Below are 16,553 nucleotides of genomic sequence, written 5' to 3'. Positions count from 1 at the left end.
TGCCGTACGGGGGTCTCGTCTTTCAGGGCCAGAGTGCAACCCGGCCCTGTTTTCATCCGCCCCCGACAAGAAGGCATTGATGTGACCGCCGTCGATCCCCGCGCGATCTTCCCCAGCTTCTATGACAACCCCGCGATTCGCGCCCTGGCGACCGCCTGCCGCTGGACCATCTCCGGCCGGCTCGGCGAGCTCGACGACGAGGACTCCGGCCGCAAGGCACCGATCGATGTGCGGCACCTGCTCGACGGCTGCAATCCGGGCTGCCGCCACGCAGGCCCCCTGCGCGGAGCTTTCGCCCTGGACGCGACCTGCCTGCTCACCCTCGACCAGCTGGCCGACACACTGCCGAACGCGGCGAACGCTGCCTTCTACCTGCAGGCCCCCTCCGACGGTCTGATCGTGATCGACGTCGAGCCCGGTTGCCCGCCGGACGTGGCCGCAGACATCCTGCGCCTGCCCGGAATCCTGTACTCGGAGCTGTCGATGTCGGGCCGGGGCTTCCACCTGGTCGCCCCGCTGCCTGCCAACCTCCACGACTTCCCGATCGCCGCTGACAAGCGCGTCCTGCGTGAGGAGCACGGCTGGTACGAGATCCTCCTGGACCATTGGTGCACGTTCACCCGCAACCCGGTGCCGCAGCGGATCGTCGAACACGTTGCGGCGCGACCAGCCTCCGACCGGTTCTCTTCGGTGGCGGACCTGTATGCAGACCTCGCCGCCAAGGCCAAGCCAAGCATCAGCATCCCCTCGACCGCCGTCGGCACAGACGGCGAAATGCCCGACATCCCGTACGCCGAGGCCATCGTCGAGCAGACACTCGCCGGCTCCCGCGACCGGCTGAAGACGCCCGAGGACTTCGACAACGACCGCTCCCGCTGGGAGTTCTCCGTCCTGGGTGTCCTCTACACCGGCATGCAGCTGCCGTTGCGCACCTACCGGTCCTTCGGCGCGCAGTTCTCCTCCGGTGACGAGGCCTGGCTGCTGTACAAGACCTCGCTGGCGGTGATCGAGCCTCGGCCCAAGCACGCCCAGATGCGCAACGGCAGGCCGTTCCTGCTGGACCGTGCCGCTGCCCTGGTGGCGGCACGGGAAGCCTCCGCCGAGGCGGGGTGAACCTTCGGGGGTTGCCCATCGGTTTGGCGGTGGAACAAGGACTGGATCGGGCGGAGCCCGATCGGGGATGGGGAGGCGGTGGGCTTCTGAGCCCGACCGCCCCCGTCACCGGGCCTTGTGGCCCTGCTTCCGACATGTCCCGTACGGCGCTCAGCCCTGCCGTGGGTCCGTCTCCCGTCTCACCTGCTCACAGCTCACCCACGACCAGAAAGACATTCCCATGAAGTTCAACGACACCCTGACGACTCTGATCCAGCAGTCCCTCGAGGTCGGGGCCACGCCCGCGCTCATGGGCGAGCCCGGCATCGGCAAGTCCTCCTTCGTCGAGGCCCTCGCCTACTCGATGGGCACCAAAGCCTTCGTCCTGCCCTGCAACCAGCTCGCCGACAAGGCCGACCTCACCGGCGCGCGCCTGGTGCCCTACGAGAAGACCGACGGGACACAGTCCTACAAGCAGGTCTTTTACCCGCACCAGGTCATTCAGGAGTGCATCGACTACGCGCTGGAGAACCCGCGCGAGTGGCCGATCCTCTTCCTCGACGAGATCAACCGCACGACCTCCGACGTGACCTCCGGCGCGCTCACCCTGGTGACCCTGCGGCGCATGGGCCACATCGAACTGCCGGAGAACGTGCGCCTCATCGTGGCGGGCAACGACAAGGGCAACGTCACGACTCTCGACGAGGCCTCGCTGTCGCGCTTCGCGATCTTCCACGTCGAGCCCGATGCGACAACCCTCATGTCCGTCCTCGGAGACGCGCTCAACCCCTGGGTGAAGAAAGTCCTCACCCAGCACCCCGGACTCATCTTCCAGAAGTCGACGCCGAACTCCATCGTGGCCGACGGCCGCGATGACGACGATGACGACGGCAACGTCACCATGGCCGAGCTGTTCGACGGCGGCGAGGAGATGAACCAGCTCACCACGCCGCGCACCATCGACCACCTCTCCCGGTGGCTGAACAGGGTCGACCGCCAGGAACTGGCGAGCCACCTCGCGACCCCGGTCCACATTGGCAGCCGCGAAACCTCACTGCTCAACGAGGCCATCGAGGCATTCACCGGCGACACCATGTTCACCACCCAGCTCGTGGCGGTCATCGCCGAAGACCTTGCCTCGAACTCGGGCGGCCCGGCACACAACCGCGTCAACGTGCCCAAGCCGAATTGCTACGCAACCCTCAAGTCCGCGGGCACGGTCACCGACCTCGCCGCGCAGATCTCGGGCCTGACCCAGAACGAGGTCTCCGGCTCGCTGCTCTACGCGATGAAGGAGAAGGAGGACAACTCGCGCCTCATCGAGCAGCTGGCGCAGGCGGCCGTCCAGATTGAGCCGGAGCACACGCGCACCCTGTTCGAGCTGGTGACCACCGGGCAGTTCGACCGGCAGAACCTGGAGGCGTTCCTCGAGGTCGACTCGCCGATCGTGGCCGCGGTCAAGCCGTCCCTGTCGGCCTTCCTCTGAGCCGACCCGGCACCGGGCGGCGGGGGACGCCACCGGCTCCGTTCCGGAGCGTTCCCCGCCACCCCACGACACCCGTCGCCTCAGACCGCATTAGGAGACCACGATGACGATCACCGTCACGAACCAGAAGCCGGCGGTGCTCGACGCCCTGCACACGATCTCGTGCACGGGCGACTACGACCCCATGCCGGCCATCCAGAAGGTCCTGGTCGACCCGCTGCTGGAGCCGCTGAACCCCAGCGCTCCGGCGAGCATCGTCGACGGCTCGGGCCACGACATCACCGGCGACGTCCTGGACATCGTCATGCGCTGCCTCGGCGAGACGATGGACCCGGCCGCCGAGAAGAACGCCAAGGAGCTGCTCGGACAGACCCTGGTCAGCTATGACCAGGGCACGCCCCTGCCGGTGGGTGAGCTGTTCGCTGTCCAGGCCGGGCAGCAGAACAAGTGGCCCGCGCCGTCAGCCCGGGTCCTGTACTCAGCCCAGAACGATGTCATCCCCGCGGCCAAGGGCCTGCTCGCCGGCTCCGCCGACGAGAGCGCCTTCTTCGCCTCCGTCGCCTACACCTACCACCCGAATACCCTCGGCTTCTGGTTCCAGTCCTCTGCCGCGTTCGACGGCTTCAAGATCTGGCTGAACCAGCAGGTGCAGGCGATGGCCGGCGCGAACGCGATGCCGGCGGACACCCTCCGGCTGCTGAACGACTTCGCGAACCTCTCGCTGAAGGGGTTGACCGAGTCGCTGCTGCTGCGCAAGGACGACTCCGACGGCAACGACGAGTTTTCTTTCGCCCGGCTGGTCATCCGCATGCTGATGACTTACGTCGACCAGCAGCGCAAGGCCGCCTCAACAGGCGCGGCCGCCCTCGACACCGGCATCATGCCGTTTACCGTTGGGGAGCTGTTCTGCCCGCGGTCGCTGGTCCTGGTCAACGTCGAGGCCCACGCCCGCGCCACCGCCGCGAAGGTAACGGGGGAGTGGAACCTCATCAACCAGTCCCTCGCCTCGCCCGTGAAAGTCGTCTCCAACGCCGCTCTGTCCAAGCTGACCTCGCTCCCGCGGGCAGCTGCCAGGGCTGCCGCCATGGGCGCACGGCAGCAGCCGGGCCAGCCGGGCTCGCGTTCGGCCCAGGTAAAGTTCCGCAAGGCCCCGCCCACGAAGCTGGACCTGTTCAAGGACATCACCCGGGTGCTCAAGCGCATGGGCAAGGTCAACAAGTCGCAAAACATCTACCGGACCATGAAGACGACCTTCCTCAAGGCCAACCGACGCAACCCGGACGACTTCAACAAGCCCGGCCGGATCACCTCGGTGCAGTACATGCCAGACCTGCACATCTACATCGACACCTCCGGATCGATCTCCGAGGAGAACTACCAGGAGGCGGTGCTGATGCTGATCAAGATCGCCAAGAAGCTCAACGTCAACCTGTATTTCAACTCGTTCAGCCACATGCTCTCCCAGGAAACGTTGCTGAAAGTAGAGAACAAGTCGACGCGGCAGATCTGGAATGAGTTCCGGAAAGTGCCCAAGGTCACCGGCGGCACGGAGTTCAAGCAGATCTGGGACTACATCAACGCCTCGCCGAAGCGCAAGCGCCGGCTGTCGCTGATGATCACCGACTTCGAGTGGCCTCCGCCGTCCAGGCGCGAGGAGCACCCGGCGAACCTCTACTACGCCCCGTGCTCGGCCATGGACTGGAAGTACATGGTCCGCTCCGCCGAGGCGTACGCGAACGGCATGCAGCACATCGACCCGAGCATCCGGCAGAAGCTGCTGGGCATGGTCCTCTAACCCTGCCCTCCAGCCATGGAGGAGACGCCGACCGGCCGAACCGGCCAGCGTCTCCTCCTCCCTCAGACCTACCCGTAACCCTGCCAGGCATCCCGGCGCGCCCACCCAGCGCACCGCCCGGCGAACCCCACCGAAGGAGGGACCCCGCGATGGGCCTCAACAACTTCACGTCGGGCTCCGACGACGACACGAACAGCGGCGGCACGCCTCCGAGCTTCCCGCCCATGGGCGGCATCCCCAGCCAGGGCAGCCAGTCCGACGACGCCGTCAAGGGGCTCCTCGTCGACTACAACGAGAAGTTCAAGAACGCCGACCCGACGATGTTCCGCAACGCGCTCATCGAGCAGGTCCTCTCCGTCCTGATCAGCCGGAACAAGCCGAACCTGCTTCTGAAGGGCTCCGCAGGCGTTGGTAAGACCCGGATCGTCGAGGACATCGCCCGCCGGATCGCCCTGGGCGACACCCTCATCCCCGATCAGCTCAAGGGCTTCACCGTCTACGAGCTGCCGATCACCAACCTCGTCGCCGGCTCCGGCATCGTCGGGCAGCTGGAGGAGAAGGTCCAGACCGTCATCGACTTCGCCTCAGACCCCAAGAACAAGGTCATCCTGTTCATGGACGAGATCCACCAGATCACCGGTGGATCCACCTCCCACACCGACTCGGTGCTGCGCAAGGTCTCGCAGGTGCTCAAGCCTGCCCTGGCCCGCGGCGACATGCGCGTCATCGGTGCCACCACCTCCACCGAGTCCCGGGCCTTCGACGACGACCCCGCCTTCGCGCGGCGCTTCACCCCGCTCATCGTCGACGAACTGACCGCCGAGCAGACCCTCACGGTGCTCGGCAGTGTCCGTCCGGGCCTGGTGGCGCACTACCGCCACCAGATCGCGGTCTCTGACGACGTCCTGGCGGAGACGGTCCGGATCGCGGAGGAGAACTCCCGTGCCGGGCAGCACCGCCCCGACAGCGCCATCACGCTGCTGGACCGGGCGATGGCCGACCGTGTGCTGGAGCAGAAGAAGCTCATCGTCCAGGCCGAGGCCGCCGGGGACACTGCACTCGTGAACACCCTGCGGTCGATCCCGCAGGTGCCGCTGACCACCAAGCGCGTCCTGGACGTCGCCAAGCGCCTGATGACCGGCAACGCCCAGCGCCCTGAGTTCGACGTCGCGACCCTCCGGGCAACCCTGCTGGGCCGCCTGCGGGGACAAGACGACGTGCTCGAGAATCTCGTGGACCGCCTGGCCCGCGAGGAGCTGGACCTGTTCCCGACCTCGACTCCGATGACCTGGATGCTCGCCGGGGCCTCGGGCGTGGGCAAGACCGAGACCGCGAAGATCATCGCCGAGCAGATGACCGGCACCGAGCCGATCATCCTGAACATGACGGAGTTCCACACTCCCTCGGACACCGCGAAGATCGTCGGGGCACCTCCGGGCTACGTCGGCTCGGACTCCAACCGCGAGCTGCCGTTCGACACGCTCGAGTCCAACCCCCACCGGGTGATCCTGCTCGACGAGTTCGAGAAGGCGGACAAAGCCGTGCAGCGGCTGTTCCTCTCGGCCTTCGACGAGGGCTACATCCGCAACGCCCACGGCAAGGTGCTGGACTTCTCCAAGGCGCTGGTGATCTGCACGACCAACGCCGCGCGGGAAGCCCTGAACCGCAAGCCGGTCGGCTTCGGCTCGACCCCGCCGGCGGTCTCCCACCGGTCCCTGACCAAGGAGCTGGCTCAGTTCTTCGACGCAGAGCTGCTCGGGCGGTTCTCACTCGTCGTGGGTTTCAACCCGGTCGACGAGCAGGCCTACCGGGAGATCCTCGCGGCGGAGTACAGCCGCCGGCGCGAACGGATCCTGGACGCCAGGCCCCGCCTGGGCCAGACACTGCCCGCGTCGATCCCCGACGACGAGCTGCGTGCCGTCGCCGAGGAAACCTACGTCGACTCCCAGGGTGCGCGTCCGGCCGGCAAGGCCGTGCGCGTGTGGATCGAGGACCGGCTGCTCGCCGCCCAGGCTGCGTCGACTGCGTTCATCCCACCCGCTGCCGCCGTCTCCGACGAGCCGGAGGCGCTGGCCGTCGATTGATCCCGGCACCACACTGCGTTCGAGCGCCCCTGTCCCGGATACCCGGGGTGGGGGCGCTCGTGCGTGCGCGTACCGCGTTCGAACACAGGAAGAAGGACGTCACTGCCATGACCACCACGATCACCACCGCCGTCGGCACAGTCCGTGCGGCACAGCCCGAAGACAGGAGCGAGCAGATCTGCGACGACGCACTGCTGCTGGTCTCCGCCCACTCGGCGGACGCGGCCGACTGCCGTGATCTCGCACTCATGCTCGGCCTTGTCGAGGTGGACCCCTCCGGGTCCGTCACCAAGGCCAATCCCTGGAACGCCGACTGAAGGTGCTTCCCGCCGGGCCTACCCAAGAGGTGAGCCTGCGATTGACCGCCGCGCGCATGGGTAGCGCGCGGTGTCCGGGTCCGCGGGGCTAACGCCGCCGCGCCCGGATTCAGGGGCCTCACGGCCCCTGACGGGTGGGTTGAGAGGAGCGCGGGAGGGCTCGTCGCCAGAGGCGAGCCCTCCCGCTCTCATGCCCGCGCCCGTGACCCAAGCGCTCGTCTACGAGCATTCGACTGACCATTCGTCTCCTGTGAGAATGGTCTATGCGGCTTCCATTCGACAAACCCTCTCGACCCGCCTACTGATTCGTTCGAAGAAAGACGACACCATGCCTATTCTGCTTGACGACATCGACCTTTCCGCAGCCGCCGTCGCTGCCCAGAAGACCGTCGACCCGAAGTTCTTCTCCTCGCGCCTGACCGGGTCCGGCAAGAAGACCGGCCTGCTCAATGAGAGCCTGCGGCCGATCAACACTGCGACCAACACCGCCTACGCGGTTGACCGCGACATCGAGGTCAAGCAGAGCTCGACCCACCACGACATCACCACCGCGCTGGTGCCGCTGGCCCCGATCACCCGCCGCTCCCTGCTCTCGGGCGGGTCGTTCACGCTGCCTGTACCGCATGTCGATGACCGCTTCGAGCTCGACATCGCCACGCCGACCAACTCCTGGGACGTGCACTTCGACATGACCCCCCAGGCCCTGACCGTGTACGAGGACAAGTCCGGCGACAAGATCCGCCGTGACCTGGTGATCCAGTACCGCCTGGAGCTCTACTTCCTCAAGCAGGGATTGGCCGAGCCCGAGCGCGCCGTATCGGTGTCCCGCTCCATCGGCTACGGCAACCACGACGCGGCGGTGTTCCTGCAGTGGGACACCAGCCCCGCAGAGAATGCCCGCGACGTCATCGAGGATGTGCTCTCGGCCGCAGGGTTGAGTGCCACCAACCTCGACAAGCTCGGCGACTGGATGGACGAGTACCCGATCTACGAGCGCATCACGCGCCTGGCCCAGATCTGGGACTCCGAGGCCATCTCGGACACCGTCTGCCAGTACGTGCAGGACATGCCGGCCAGCCCCACCGAGGAGCAGCTGAACATGCTCGCGGTGCAGCTGCGCTACCTGGAGAACTACAACGTCCCGCTGGAGGCCTACCGCCGGATCCACCAGCAGCTGGACACCACGTTCTCCGCGCCGATCGCGGCGAAGCTGTCCAAGCAGAACCTCAGCCTGCTGATGAACCACACCCTCGACCACCTGGAGCGCATGAAGGGCCAGCTCATCACGCCGCCCCAGCCGGCCACGGCCCCGGTCTTCCCGCCGCACCTGTCCAAGCAGCAGCTCGACGCGCTCAGCACGCACGAGCCGCTCGTGATGACGCAGGCCGGCGCGGGCACAGGCAAGTCGACCGTGATCCTCGAGCGCATCAAGTACCTCGAGACCTGCGGGGTGCCCGCCAGCGACATCACCGTCCTGTCGTTCACCAACGCCGCCGCCGACAACATCACGGAGAAGAACCCGAACGTCGGCTCGATGACGATCGCCAAGATGATCATCGACATCTATTCGATGAACCACCCGACCCACAAGGTCTCGGCCATCGACACGATCATCAACTCAATCGACATCTTCTACCCGAACAGCCAGTTCGCGGCGACGTTCCGACACCGCCTGCTGGAGGTCGACCAGAACAAGACCGGCGCGTTCACGGCCCTAAACACCTTCGTCGAGAACCACTTCGACGAGGTGATCGCGCTGCTCGACCGCATCGAGCAGACCTCGCTGGAGCTGCAGATCATCATCTGCTACCAGAAGATCGATGACATGTCCGAGCCTGCCCACGTGCAGAGCAAGTACCTGATCATCGACGAGGTCCAGGACAACTCGGTCTTCGAGTTCATCTACGTGCTGAAGTACATCACCAAGCACGCCCAGTCGCTGTTCATCGTCGGCGACGCCAGCCAGACGCTGTACGAGTTCCGCTCGGCCAACCCGAGGGCGCTCAACACGCTGGAGGGCTCGGGGGTCTTCGCAACCTTCCGGCTCACGACGAATTACCGGAGCAACCAGGAGATTCTCGACTTCGCGAACGTCGTGCTTGGCGGTCTGGAGACCAACCAGTTCGCCAACATCCAGCTGCAGGCCAACTCGCTGGCGGTGCCCACGGCCGACTCCTTCCAGGAGAAGGTCACCCTCAACTACCACGAGGTGGCCCGCCTGACCGGCTTCATCGCCAACGACCTGCGGCCGCTCGTGCGCAACACGGTGATCCCGGAGTACGTTCAGGCCTGCCTGGACCGCGGCGAGCAGGTGGCCTTCCTGGCCTACGCCCGCCGTGAGGTGGCGCTGATCCAGGAAGTGCTCGAGAAGGCCTACCCGAATAAGCACGTGGCCTCGCTCGTCAGCGACCGCGTCTACGCCACGGACATCTTCTCGAAGTACATCAAGTTCTTCTGGAACGACGTCCTGCAGGTGCAGCCGGCCAACGCCTCGTTCGTGGTCTCCCAGGGGATCAAGGACAACATGGGCAAGCTGACGAAGAATGCCGGAAACGTCAACGTCGAGAAGGCAATCCTGCGCACCATCTCCGAGTGGTGGGTCGAGAACAGCGCCGCGATCAACGGCTGGGTGGCCCTGTGCAACCAGGGCAGTCTGCCTGCGAACGTGTTCTTCGACCGGCTCCGCGACAACCTCCTGTCCTTCGAGATCACGCGCAACCAGCAGAAGCTGAACGTGAACAAGCAGAAGAACCAGGAGCGCAAGCGGAAGAACCTCGAGTCCAAGGCCGATCTCGTCGTCTCGACGATCCACGGTGCCAAGGGCCTCGAGTTCGACAACGTCGTCGTCCTCTACAAGGAGGACGCGAAGATGACCCAGGACACCAAGCGGATGTTCTACGTCGCGTTCACGCGCGCCATGAAGAGCCAGTACGTGCTCTCCTACGGCACGGCGAAGAACCCGCCGATCCAGAGCAGCTACGAACAGATCGTCAACGCCCTCACCGAGCGTGACGAGAAGAACGCGCAGGCGCTCCACCTCCACGAGAGGTCGGAGCGCCCGCGCCTCCTACTTCCCATCCCATAAACACAGCCAATGCAGCTTCGAAGGAGCACGCCATGACGGCCACTGGAATCCAGGCCGGCTCAGAGGAGCTCGTGCCGGGCCCCGACAGTGCCTACGACCTGGTCATCTGCCACGACGACCGGATCGTCTTCCACGACCACTACCCCTCGCCAGCATTCCGGCTGCGCATGTGCGCGCAGCTGCTGACCGCCTCGGACGTCGTCCTGGGCGCAATCGACGCCTCCGCCGCGAACGAAGTGCACGAGCTGTACCAGTCCAGCTCCGGGCAGTGGGAGAGCGCCCCGGACAGCGTGGTTAACGCCATCGCCAAGCTCTGCCGCCGATGGGGCGTCCAGGTCTACGTGAGCACAACCCGCAAGAAGACCGAGGTTCCCGCCGCGCTCTATTCGGTGATCACCGAGTACGGCCCCGGACAGACCGTCGCCGAGCACTTCACCTCCAGAGAGGCCCGCCGGGCCAGCCTCATCGAGCGTGCCGACATGTTCTTCAGCTCCCGCGGCAGCATCCCCGAGCGGGTGCTGGCCGACGAGCAGCGCCTCGCCGCGCTCGTGGGTGCGTTCCTCATGCCCGCCACCGTGCTCCTCACCGAGGCCGTGCTCGACGAGGCCGACGGCCACTACAAGCCCTCCGGCCGGCCACTGCCGATCCTCTGAGCACCGCCCGAGCGGACGGCCCCGACCACAACCCTGACCAGCAGACCCGGAAGGGACCCGCCATGTCCGCACCTAACACCGTCAAAGCCCGAGAACCCGTACGCCCATACGTACGCCGACTTTCTCGCCCAGACCCGGGAGCACGTCCTCGTCGTTCTGCACGACGAGGATCTCTACCGCCACTTCAGGATCCAGGCCCCAGGGACCCGCATGTGGTCCTGGGACGTCACCACCTGGCCCGGCCACCTGGCCACCAGCGGCGACATCGCCGACGGCTACATGTTCACCCGAAAACCAGACATGATCGGGTTCTTCGCGTCGGCCGGCAAGAGCGAGGGCTACTACTCCGACGGTGCGCCAAGCATCGACTTCCGCTACTGGGCCGAGAAGCTCTGCGGCGGCCGCTCCCGCGAAGTAAAGCAGTACGACCCAGATCTCTTCATCCAGCTGGTGCGGGAGCACCTCGAAGAAAGCGAGGGACTCGGCACCGAGGCCCAGGAGGTCCACCATCAGCAGTTGGCGCTGCTGGCTCGCCTGCACGAACTGCGCGGCCTTGACGGGGACGCACAGTTGGCGCTCTTCGAGGCCCACTGGAACGCCCAGGAGCACCTCGCGGCCACCGGCACCGTGCTGAACCACGAGCGCCGGAACGCGGCCGCTGCCGCGCGCGCTGCGCTCTGGAGCACCGACGGCATCCCCGACGAGAAGTTCGACCGGCTCACAGAGGAACACAACTGGATGGAGCTCGCCGACATCGAGGTCCCACGACATTCCCCTGCCGAGCGGCGCATGGAAATCATCGAAGACGCCCGCTGGCACGCCGACAGCGAGTCGGAGGCCCACAAATGGCTGGCTGAGCACGAGGACACCGTCGGCTCCGACACCTGGGAGTGGGACCTGCGCGACTGGGACATCCACTTCCTGTTCACCTGCTACTGCGTCGACCTGGCTGTGCGCCTCTACCGCGAGCACGCCGCCGCGAAGACACAGCAATCCGCCGCCTGAGCCGACCCCACCCACATCCCGACCCAAGGAGAACCCATGAGCGCCGATATGCTCACCGCGGCCATCGCCGTCCCGGCCGACCGCACCAAGCCGATCGACTTCGAACGCGGCCGCCTGATGGTCGAGGAGACCGCGGACCCTGAATCGTTCCGGTTCGACGACCCCGAGTCCCAGCTCAAGGAGCTGGTCGAGGACTTCGACCCCGACATGCACCTGGACGCCGAGGGCGAGCCGAGCCCGGAGGTCATCAAACGCGTCGGCCGCAAGGTCATCGACGAGCTCGAAGAGGCGCTGAACTCCAGCGAGACGGACACCATCGAGGTCGCCGGCTACCGGCTGTACCTCTCCGGCGGACTCTCCTCGGGCGATTCCCCCACCGACGCCGCCGACGCGATCTGGCACGCCCACCACCTGCCGGTGACCGTCCTGCTTGCCATGGGATTCATCCCCGACTGCCGCAGGCCGCTGTCCCGGACCAACGGCAACCCCGGACCTGTGACCGACACCGACATCGTCGACGCCATTGCCCTCGGCCTCGGCACCAAGCCGGAGTGGTCCGGTGCCGACGAACTGGAGTGGATCGCCAACGCGATCGGCTCCGTCCGGCCGCACCCGGGAGACCGGGACCCTGCCGAGTACCACACGGAGTTCACGGAGCGGCACGGCTTCGATCCGGTCGACGACAACTTTCTCATCGGCTATGTCAGCCAGTACGACAACCAGGAAGGCGGGGACTGACCTTGGCCAGCGGTGTTTTCATCCTCTGCGCGTGCTGCGCCCTCAAGCTCGTGAACGACGACGAGTCGGCCTGCCGCGACTACCACGGCCACGACCACGCTCCGCTGCAGGTGCCGGCTGGCACCGCGATCACCCAGGGTCCCCAGGAATGGGCGGGCTCTCTCGAACTGACCTGCCATGGCCATGAGAACGGGACCATCCAGCCCCTCGGGGAGTACTGGGTGGCCCAGCCCGGTCCCGCACCGGCCGAAGAAGGAGTGCGATGAGCAGCCGGACACCAGTGCCCGATGCGCTCTTCGACGCCGATCTCTGCCAGCCTCTCGGCCGCGAGGACTGGGTTGACCGCTTCGACTGGGTGATCATCGACAGACGCGTTGTGCACGCGCCCGTCACCTGGACATGGACGTGTCCCACATGCGGAGAGTCCGGCGTCATGCCCGATGGTCCCGACCTGCTGGCAGTCCCGCACGGGTCACAGCATGCTGCAGGACTTTTCGGGACGATCGTCCCGCTCGACGTCGAGGCCGAGCGTCCGTTTACTGAATAGCCTCACCGCCCGGAAGGAGGGACCCACCATGACAGAAATCAGCACTGCTACGGCCGCGGTCCTCTCGCCGGCCGTGATCGTCGACATCGACGGGACGGTCGCAACGCACACCCTTCCCGACGGACGCTTCATCAGGGGACACCACGAGTACCGGCTCGTCCCCTGGGACCTGCCCAACCCGCCAGTGATCGAAACCGTGCGCGCCCTGCACGCTGCCGGACTTGAGATCGTGTTCTGCTCCGGCAGGCCGGTCATGGACGACAACGGCTGGGACGTCGGCCGCGCGACCTACGCCTGGCTCATCGAACATGTGGGGGAGTGGACTGCCAGCTGCCCTCTGTTCATGCGCGGACATGGCGACCGCCGGCCGGACGACATCGTCAAGCCCGAGATCTACGAGGCCTTCATCCGCGGGCGGTGGGACGTCCGGCTCGCGCTGGATGACCGGCCCAGGGTGATCCGCGCCTGGCAGGCACTCGGCGTGCCGGTGTTCGACGTCCAGCCCGGCTCGGGCGAGTTCTGATGCATGGCCCGCGCCCTCGACCCGCAGTGGGCCGCAGGGCGCGGGCCTGCTTCTCTTCAACTGCCCCGCTACGCCATTCCCCAGCGACTCAGTGTCCATCAGGAATGGTGGAATATGAGGCACTGGCATCCCATTCGACCACGAATAGACTGGAACCATGACGGACGACAAGACCCCCCAGGCCCCGCGCGAGGGCTCCCTGCCGAAGTTCTCCGTGAACGTCGCCCCGACCCAGAAGATTACCGCCGCCGACCTGGGCACCCTGCTAGAGCGCTTCCGCGCCGGGGATGCCGAGCCCCTGATCTTCGGTGACGGGAACGTCCCCGAGGCCGCCGTGATCCCGTTCGCCGACTTCGTCGACCTGCTCCGGCGGGTCCACGCCGACGAGACTGCCTTTCAGGCGGAGCTCTCCCGCCGCATCCGTGCCTCCGACGCCTCCGAGGAGCCCGGCCTGACCCTCGATGAGCTTGGCGATGAGCTGGGCGAACCCGCCCGGTCAATGATCCGCAAGGTGCTCGACGATGACTGAGGGGCTGCGGATCAATGTCCATCTCAGCCCCGGGGCCCGCCAGGACATCGAACGGCTCAACCAGCGCGCCCTGAAGAATGCGCACAGCCGGGACGAGGCGCTCCTTGAGGCCACCATCGTCATGCTCCACCGGCTCAACGGCCGCCGTCACCCGACTAAGCCGCTGGACTACGACTCCCGCTTTGCCGACCTCTCCGACTGCGACACAACCTACGTCGGTGCGGACCCCCATGAGAAGCCGCCGCTGCGCATCGTCTCACGCGACGTCAGGCCCGAGCCGCCCGGCGGCATCACCCGGCGCGAGATCGTCGCCATCGGCGCACGCCGCGACAGTGAGGTCTACCGGACAGCCGGCCAGCGCCTCGGGCGGCCCGTCGGGGTCACCCTCGACCAGCTCGCCGCCCAGCGCCGCGCATCCGCGGCGAAGAACCATGCCCCGCAGGCGGGCAGGGGGCTCGACACACCCGCACCAGTCGGTGCAGACTTCGAGTTCGACTGACCATTGGGCCTCGTTTCTGTTCGTCATTCAGCCTTTCTCATAGAATGGACATGAATGATGATTCGATGGAGACGGGATGAAGTGATGCACGACTACGACACGGACCACCAGACCTGGGATCCGGCAGTCGCGGAACCACGCCGGGGGATGAGCCCGCGGGCGCAGCTGACAATCCGCCGGAGCCTTGCCCTGGCGATCGCCCTGGGAATGGCCTACGGCATCTTCCATGTGGTCTTCCGCACCGATGTTCTTGCGCCGGTGCTCGCGTACGCCGAACCCGTCAAAGACGGGATCACATGGGTGATCGATGACCCGAAACGGGCCTGGCTGGCCTTCGCCGTGCTCGTCATCCCGCACATCGGGCTCTACTACCTGCTGTTCGAGGACCGGAAATGAGGGGACTGGCCATGCTCAGGAACACCAGAACGATCGTGGGGCTGTGCGCGCTCAGCGGAGTCTCGGTCACCGCCGTCATCGGCTGGGCTACCGGCTTCTTCGCCTGGGCCGTGGGCTCCGTCCGTAGCCTGTGGGATGGCTTCATCGCCTTCCTCAACTCGCCGTTCAGCTGGGAGCACCTCGCCGCCGGCGCGGGCGTGCTGCTCATCCCGATCATCATCATTGTCGTGATCTTCGCCATCGCGGATAACTGAGTCGCGCGGCATCTTTTGCAGAACCCGCTCCGGCCGCTGATTCTTGCTTCAGCGGGTACAAATTGGCTGCTTAGGCCCGCGACAGCTCGGAATGCCGCTCGAGGCTGTACCGGATCAAATCCATAGCCGGGGTAAGGGCCCAGACAAGCAGCCTCATGGTCGGCCGGTTTTCCTTGGCGATGACATCATCCGGCAGAGAAGTTGACTGCGCCGGCTTCAGCACGGCATCCGCGGCCCAGCGCCTGCCGTGGGCAAAACCCGAGCACAGCTGCCATACGGACAAGGCGGACGTCCTGGGCACCAGGTCGCGGACCTGCGTGAGTATGTGCGTGCTGCTGGGGAGAATCAACTTTCCAGCGGCCCCGGAGGCATCGAGAATAGCCTGCAGTTGCGCCTTGTCGCTGTCGAAGTCCGGAAGCGTTCCCTGAAGATTCGGATGGCGACGTGCCAGTTCGCTGTACGCAGTCTCGCGGTCTTTGGCTACCTTCAGCGACAGAGACAGCGAACGAACTATCCTGGTCGCCTGTTCTTCTGGCGCTGAAATCCAGGCGGCCTGTGCGGCGCACTCAATGGCTGCCCTGACCAGCGAGAACGGGGCAAGAGTATGTGATGCTCCGGCACCAAGCATGATGCTGTCCAGCGCGTGCAAATGATCGATCGCGCTGACTACCGAATTGGCGATGTTGTGCGACGCCTGGTGGGGTTTGATGAGCCCATCGTCCTGCGCCAGACGGCTTCCGGCTTCCGGGATCCACGCCTCGTGGGAATCCCGGAAGCCCAGCCAGGTCCTCAGCTCCTGAAAATACGAGTCGGCAATCTCGAACTCTTCAGGTTCATCTTCTCGTCGCATGACTCCATTCTTCACATGGCTACATTCTTTATCGCCAGGCACGCTGGAAGCCTTCCGGGAGGGATACTTCCGTCGGCGACAACTCAGGCCTGACCCGCATGAGGCGGACTGAATGCCGGAATGCCTGACCCGACCAGGCTATGTCGGCCGAGACTTCAACCACCAACGGCTCCACCAAAGTCAGGCGAGTGATGCCGCCCTCCTTGGTAAAGCGGTCCAGCACCCGTTCGCTGATTTCCTCCGGCCATGGATGCCTTCCCTGGGGAGGACGAAGATATGTGGCCAGATCCCTTCCCGCACGAGCCGTCAAGGACGTGGACCGGCCGACAATGCGCAGCCGTCCGTGAACCGGCAAACCCACTACCGCTGCCCGCGGGTGCGCCATGGGACCTAGGACCGCCGCAAGAACCACATCAAGGGCGCTTCTGCTCTTGACCTTCAGCCAAATTCGCCGGGGCTCGTACGTCTGCCCTTCACCCTTGATCTTCCCTGTCAACTCCAGCGTGTTGAAGCTACGAGGACAGGCCTGATCCCAAATGGGCCACTAAGTGGGGGTCGCGGTAGTATCCGCCGAAAAACGGGCGGATATGGCTCCGGTAGGCTTCTGAGCTGGGAATTTGTCGGCTTGGTGGAGGTCGTTCTTGGCTACTCAGGTGTTCTCGGATGAAGAGCTGGATCGGCTTCGGGGGTTCCCGGAGAT

At 65.8% G+C, this 16,553-nt stretch carries 18 protein-coding genes; 16 read left to right on the top strand and 2 right to left on the bottom strand.

What is annotated here, in order from left to right; genetic code table 11:
- Window positions 1–33: 33 nt before the first annotated feature.
- From AC1DJW_RS21010 to AC1DJW_RS20935, 16 genes are all read left to right on the top strand, one after another.
- The gene (locus AC1DJW_RS21010; RefSeq protein ID WP_476902404.1) at window positions 34–1,113 is read left to right on the top strand and encodes a hypothetical protein; all 1,080 of its coding nucleotides are present in this window, start codon (window positions 34–36) and stop codon (window positions 1,111–1,113) included.
- Between the two features lie 220 nt (window positions 1,114–1,333).
- Complete coding sequence (locus AC1DJW_RS21005) at window positions 1,334–2,578, top strand: AAA family ATPase (RefSeq protein ID WP_256248805.1); 1,245 nt, start codon at window positions 1,334–1,336, stop codon at window positions 2,576–2,578.
- Between the two features lie 103 nt (window positions 2,579–2,681).
- Window positions 2,682–4,373: a hypothetical protein gene (locus AC1DJW_RS21000; protein WP_476902403.1), complete on the top strand. Its 1,692-nt coding sequence runs from the start codon at window positions 2,682–2,684 to the stop codon at window positions 4,371–4,373.
- 149 nt (window positions 4,374–4,522) lie between these two features.
- On the top strand, window positions 4,523–6,457 hold the full coding sequence (locus tag AC1DJW_RS20995) for an AAA family ATPase (RefSeq protein ID WP_476902402.1): 1,935 nt from the start codon (window positions 4,523–4,525) through the stop codon (window positions 6,455–6,457).
- 107 nt (window positions 6,458–6,564) lie between these two features.
- Complete coding sequence (locus AC1DJW_RS20990; RefSeq protein ID WP_476902401.1) at window positions 6,565–6,774, top strand: hypothetical protein; 210 nt, start codon at window positions 6,565–6,567, stop codon at window positions 6,772–6,774.
- 328 nt (window positions 6,775–7,102) lie between these two features.
- The gene (locus AC1DJW_RS20985) at window positions 7,103–9,859 is read left to right on the top strand and encodes an AAA family ATPase (protein WP_476902400.1); all 2,757 of its coding nucleotides are present in this window, start codon (window positions 7,103–7,105) and stop codon (window positions 9,857–9,859) included.
- Between the two features lie 32 nt (window positions 9,860–9,891).
- Entirely contained in the window at window positions 9,892–10,512 is a 621-nt protein-coding gene (locus AC1DJW_RS20980) for a hypothetical protein (RefSeq protein ID WP_142938885.1), read from the top strand.
- A 210-nt stretch (window positions 10,513–10,722) separates the two neighbouring features.
- On the top strand, window positions 10,723–11,517 hold the full coding sequence (locus tag AC1DJW_RS20975) for a hypothetical protein (protein ID WP_476902399.1): 795 nt from the start codon (window positions 10,723–10,725) through the stop codon (window positions 11,515–11,517).
- Window positions 11,518–11,553: 36 nt separating this feature from the next.
- Entirely contained in the window at window positions 11,554–12,255 is a 702-nt protein-coding gene (locus AC1DJW_RS20970) for a hypothetical protein (protein ID WP_476902398.1), read from the top strand.
- A 2-nt stretch (window positions 12,256–12,257) separates the two neighbouring features.
- On the top strand, window positions 12,258–12,521 hold the full coding sequence (locus AC1DJW_RS20965; RefSeq protein ID WP_256248813.1) for a hypothetical protein: 264 nt from the start codon (window positions 12,258–12,260) through the stop codon (window positions 12,519–12,521).
- Window positions 12,518–12,802 carry a hypothetical protein gene (locus AC1DJW_RS20960; protein WP_256248814.1) on the top strand — a complete coding sequence of 95 codons (285 nt, stop codon included), beginning with the start codon at window positions 12,518–12,520 and terminating at the stop codon, window positions 12,800–12,802. The genes AC1DJW_RS20965 and AC1DJW_RS20960 overlap by 4 nt, the downstream gene beginning before the upstream one ends.
- A 28-nt stretch (window positions 12,803–12,830) precedes the next feature.
- Window positions 12,831–13,325 (top strand): phosphatase domain-containing protein, encoded by a 495-nt coding sequence (locus AC1DJW_RS20955; RefSeq protein ID WP_316963763.1) that lies wholly within the window; start codon window positions 12,831–12,833, stop codon window positions 13,323–13,325.
- 157 nt (window positions 13,326–13,482) lie between these two features.
- Window positions 13,483–13,854, top strand: a complete 372-nt coding sequence (locus AC1DJW_RS20950; RefSeq protein ID WP_056387433.1) for a hypothetical protein — start codon at window positions 13,483–13,485, stop codon at window positions 13,852–13,854.
- Window positions 13,847–14,353: a hypothetical protein gene (locus AC1DJW_RS20945; RefSeq protein ID WP_476902397.1), complete on the top strand. Its 507-nt coding sequence runs from the start codon at window positions 13,847–13,849 to the stop codon at window positions 14,351–14,353. Before AC1DJW_RS20950 ends, AC1DJW_RS20945 begins: the two co-directional genes overlap by 8 nt.
- A 54-nt stretch (window positions 14,354–14,407) precedes the next feature.
- A complete protein-coding gene (locus AC1DJW_RS20940; RefSeq protein WP_476902396.1) occupies window positions 14,408–14,749 on the top strand; it encodes a hypothetical protein in 342 nt (113 codons plus the stop codon).
- Window positions 14,746–15,003 carry a hypothetical protein gene (locus AC1DJW_RS20935; RefSeq protein ID WP_056387422.1) on the top strand — a complete coding sequence of 86 codons (258 nt, stop codon included), beginning with the start codon at window positions 14,746–14,748 and terminating at the stop codon, window positions 15,001–15,003. Before AC1DJW_RS20940 ends, AC1DJW_RS20935 begins: the two co-directional genes overlap by 4 nt.
- Window positions 15,004–15,073: 70 nt before the next feature.
- Here the strand turns inward: AC1DJW_RS20935 and AC1DJW_RS20930 are convergent, their stop codons facing one another.
- Both AC1DJW_RS20930 and AC1DJW_RS20925 read right to left on the bottom strand, forming a co-directional pair.
- Window positions 15,074–15,853, bottom strand: coding sequence for a hypothetical protein (locus tag AC1DJW_RS20930; RefSeq protein WP_476902395.1), 780 nt, complete (start codon window positions 15,851–15,853; stop codon window positions 15,074–15,076).
- 28 nt (window positions 15,854–15,881) lie between these two features.
- Complete coding sequence (locus tag AC1DJW_RS20925) at window positions 15,882–16,349, bottom strand: hypothetical protein (RefSeq protein ID WP_476902394.1); 468 nt, start codon at window positions 16,347–16,349, stop codon at window positions 15,882–15,884.
- Between the last annotated feature and the right edge of the window lie 204 nt (window positions 16,350–16,553).

Source organism: Arthrobacter sp. 05L417, assembly GCF_056397865.1.
The sequence above is the reverse complement of the archived record's forward strand: the minus strand, read 5'-3'. Positions and strand labels throughout refer to the sequence as shown.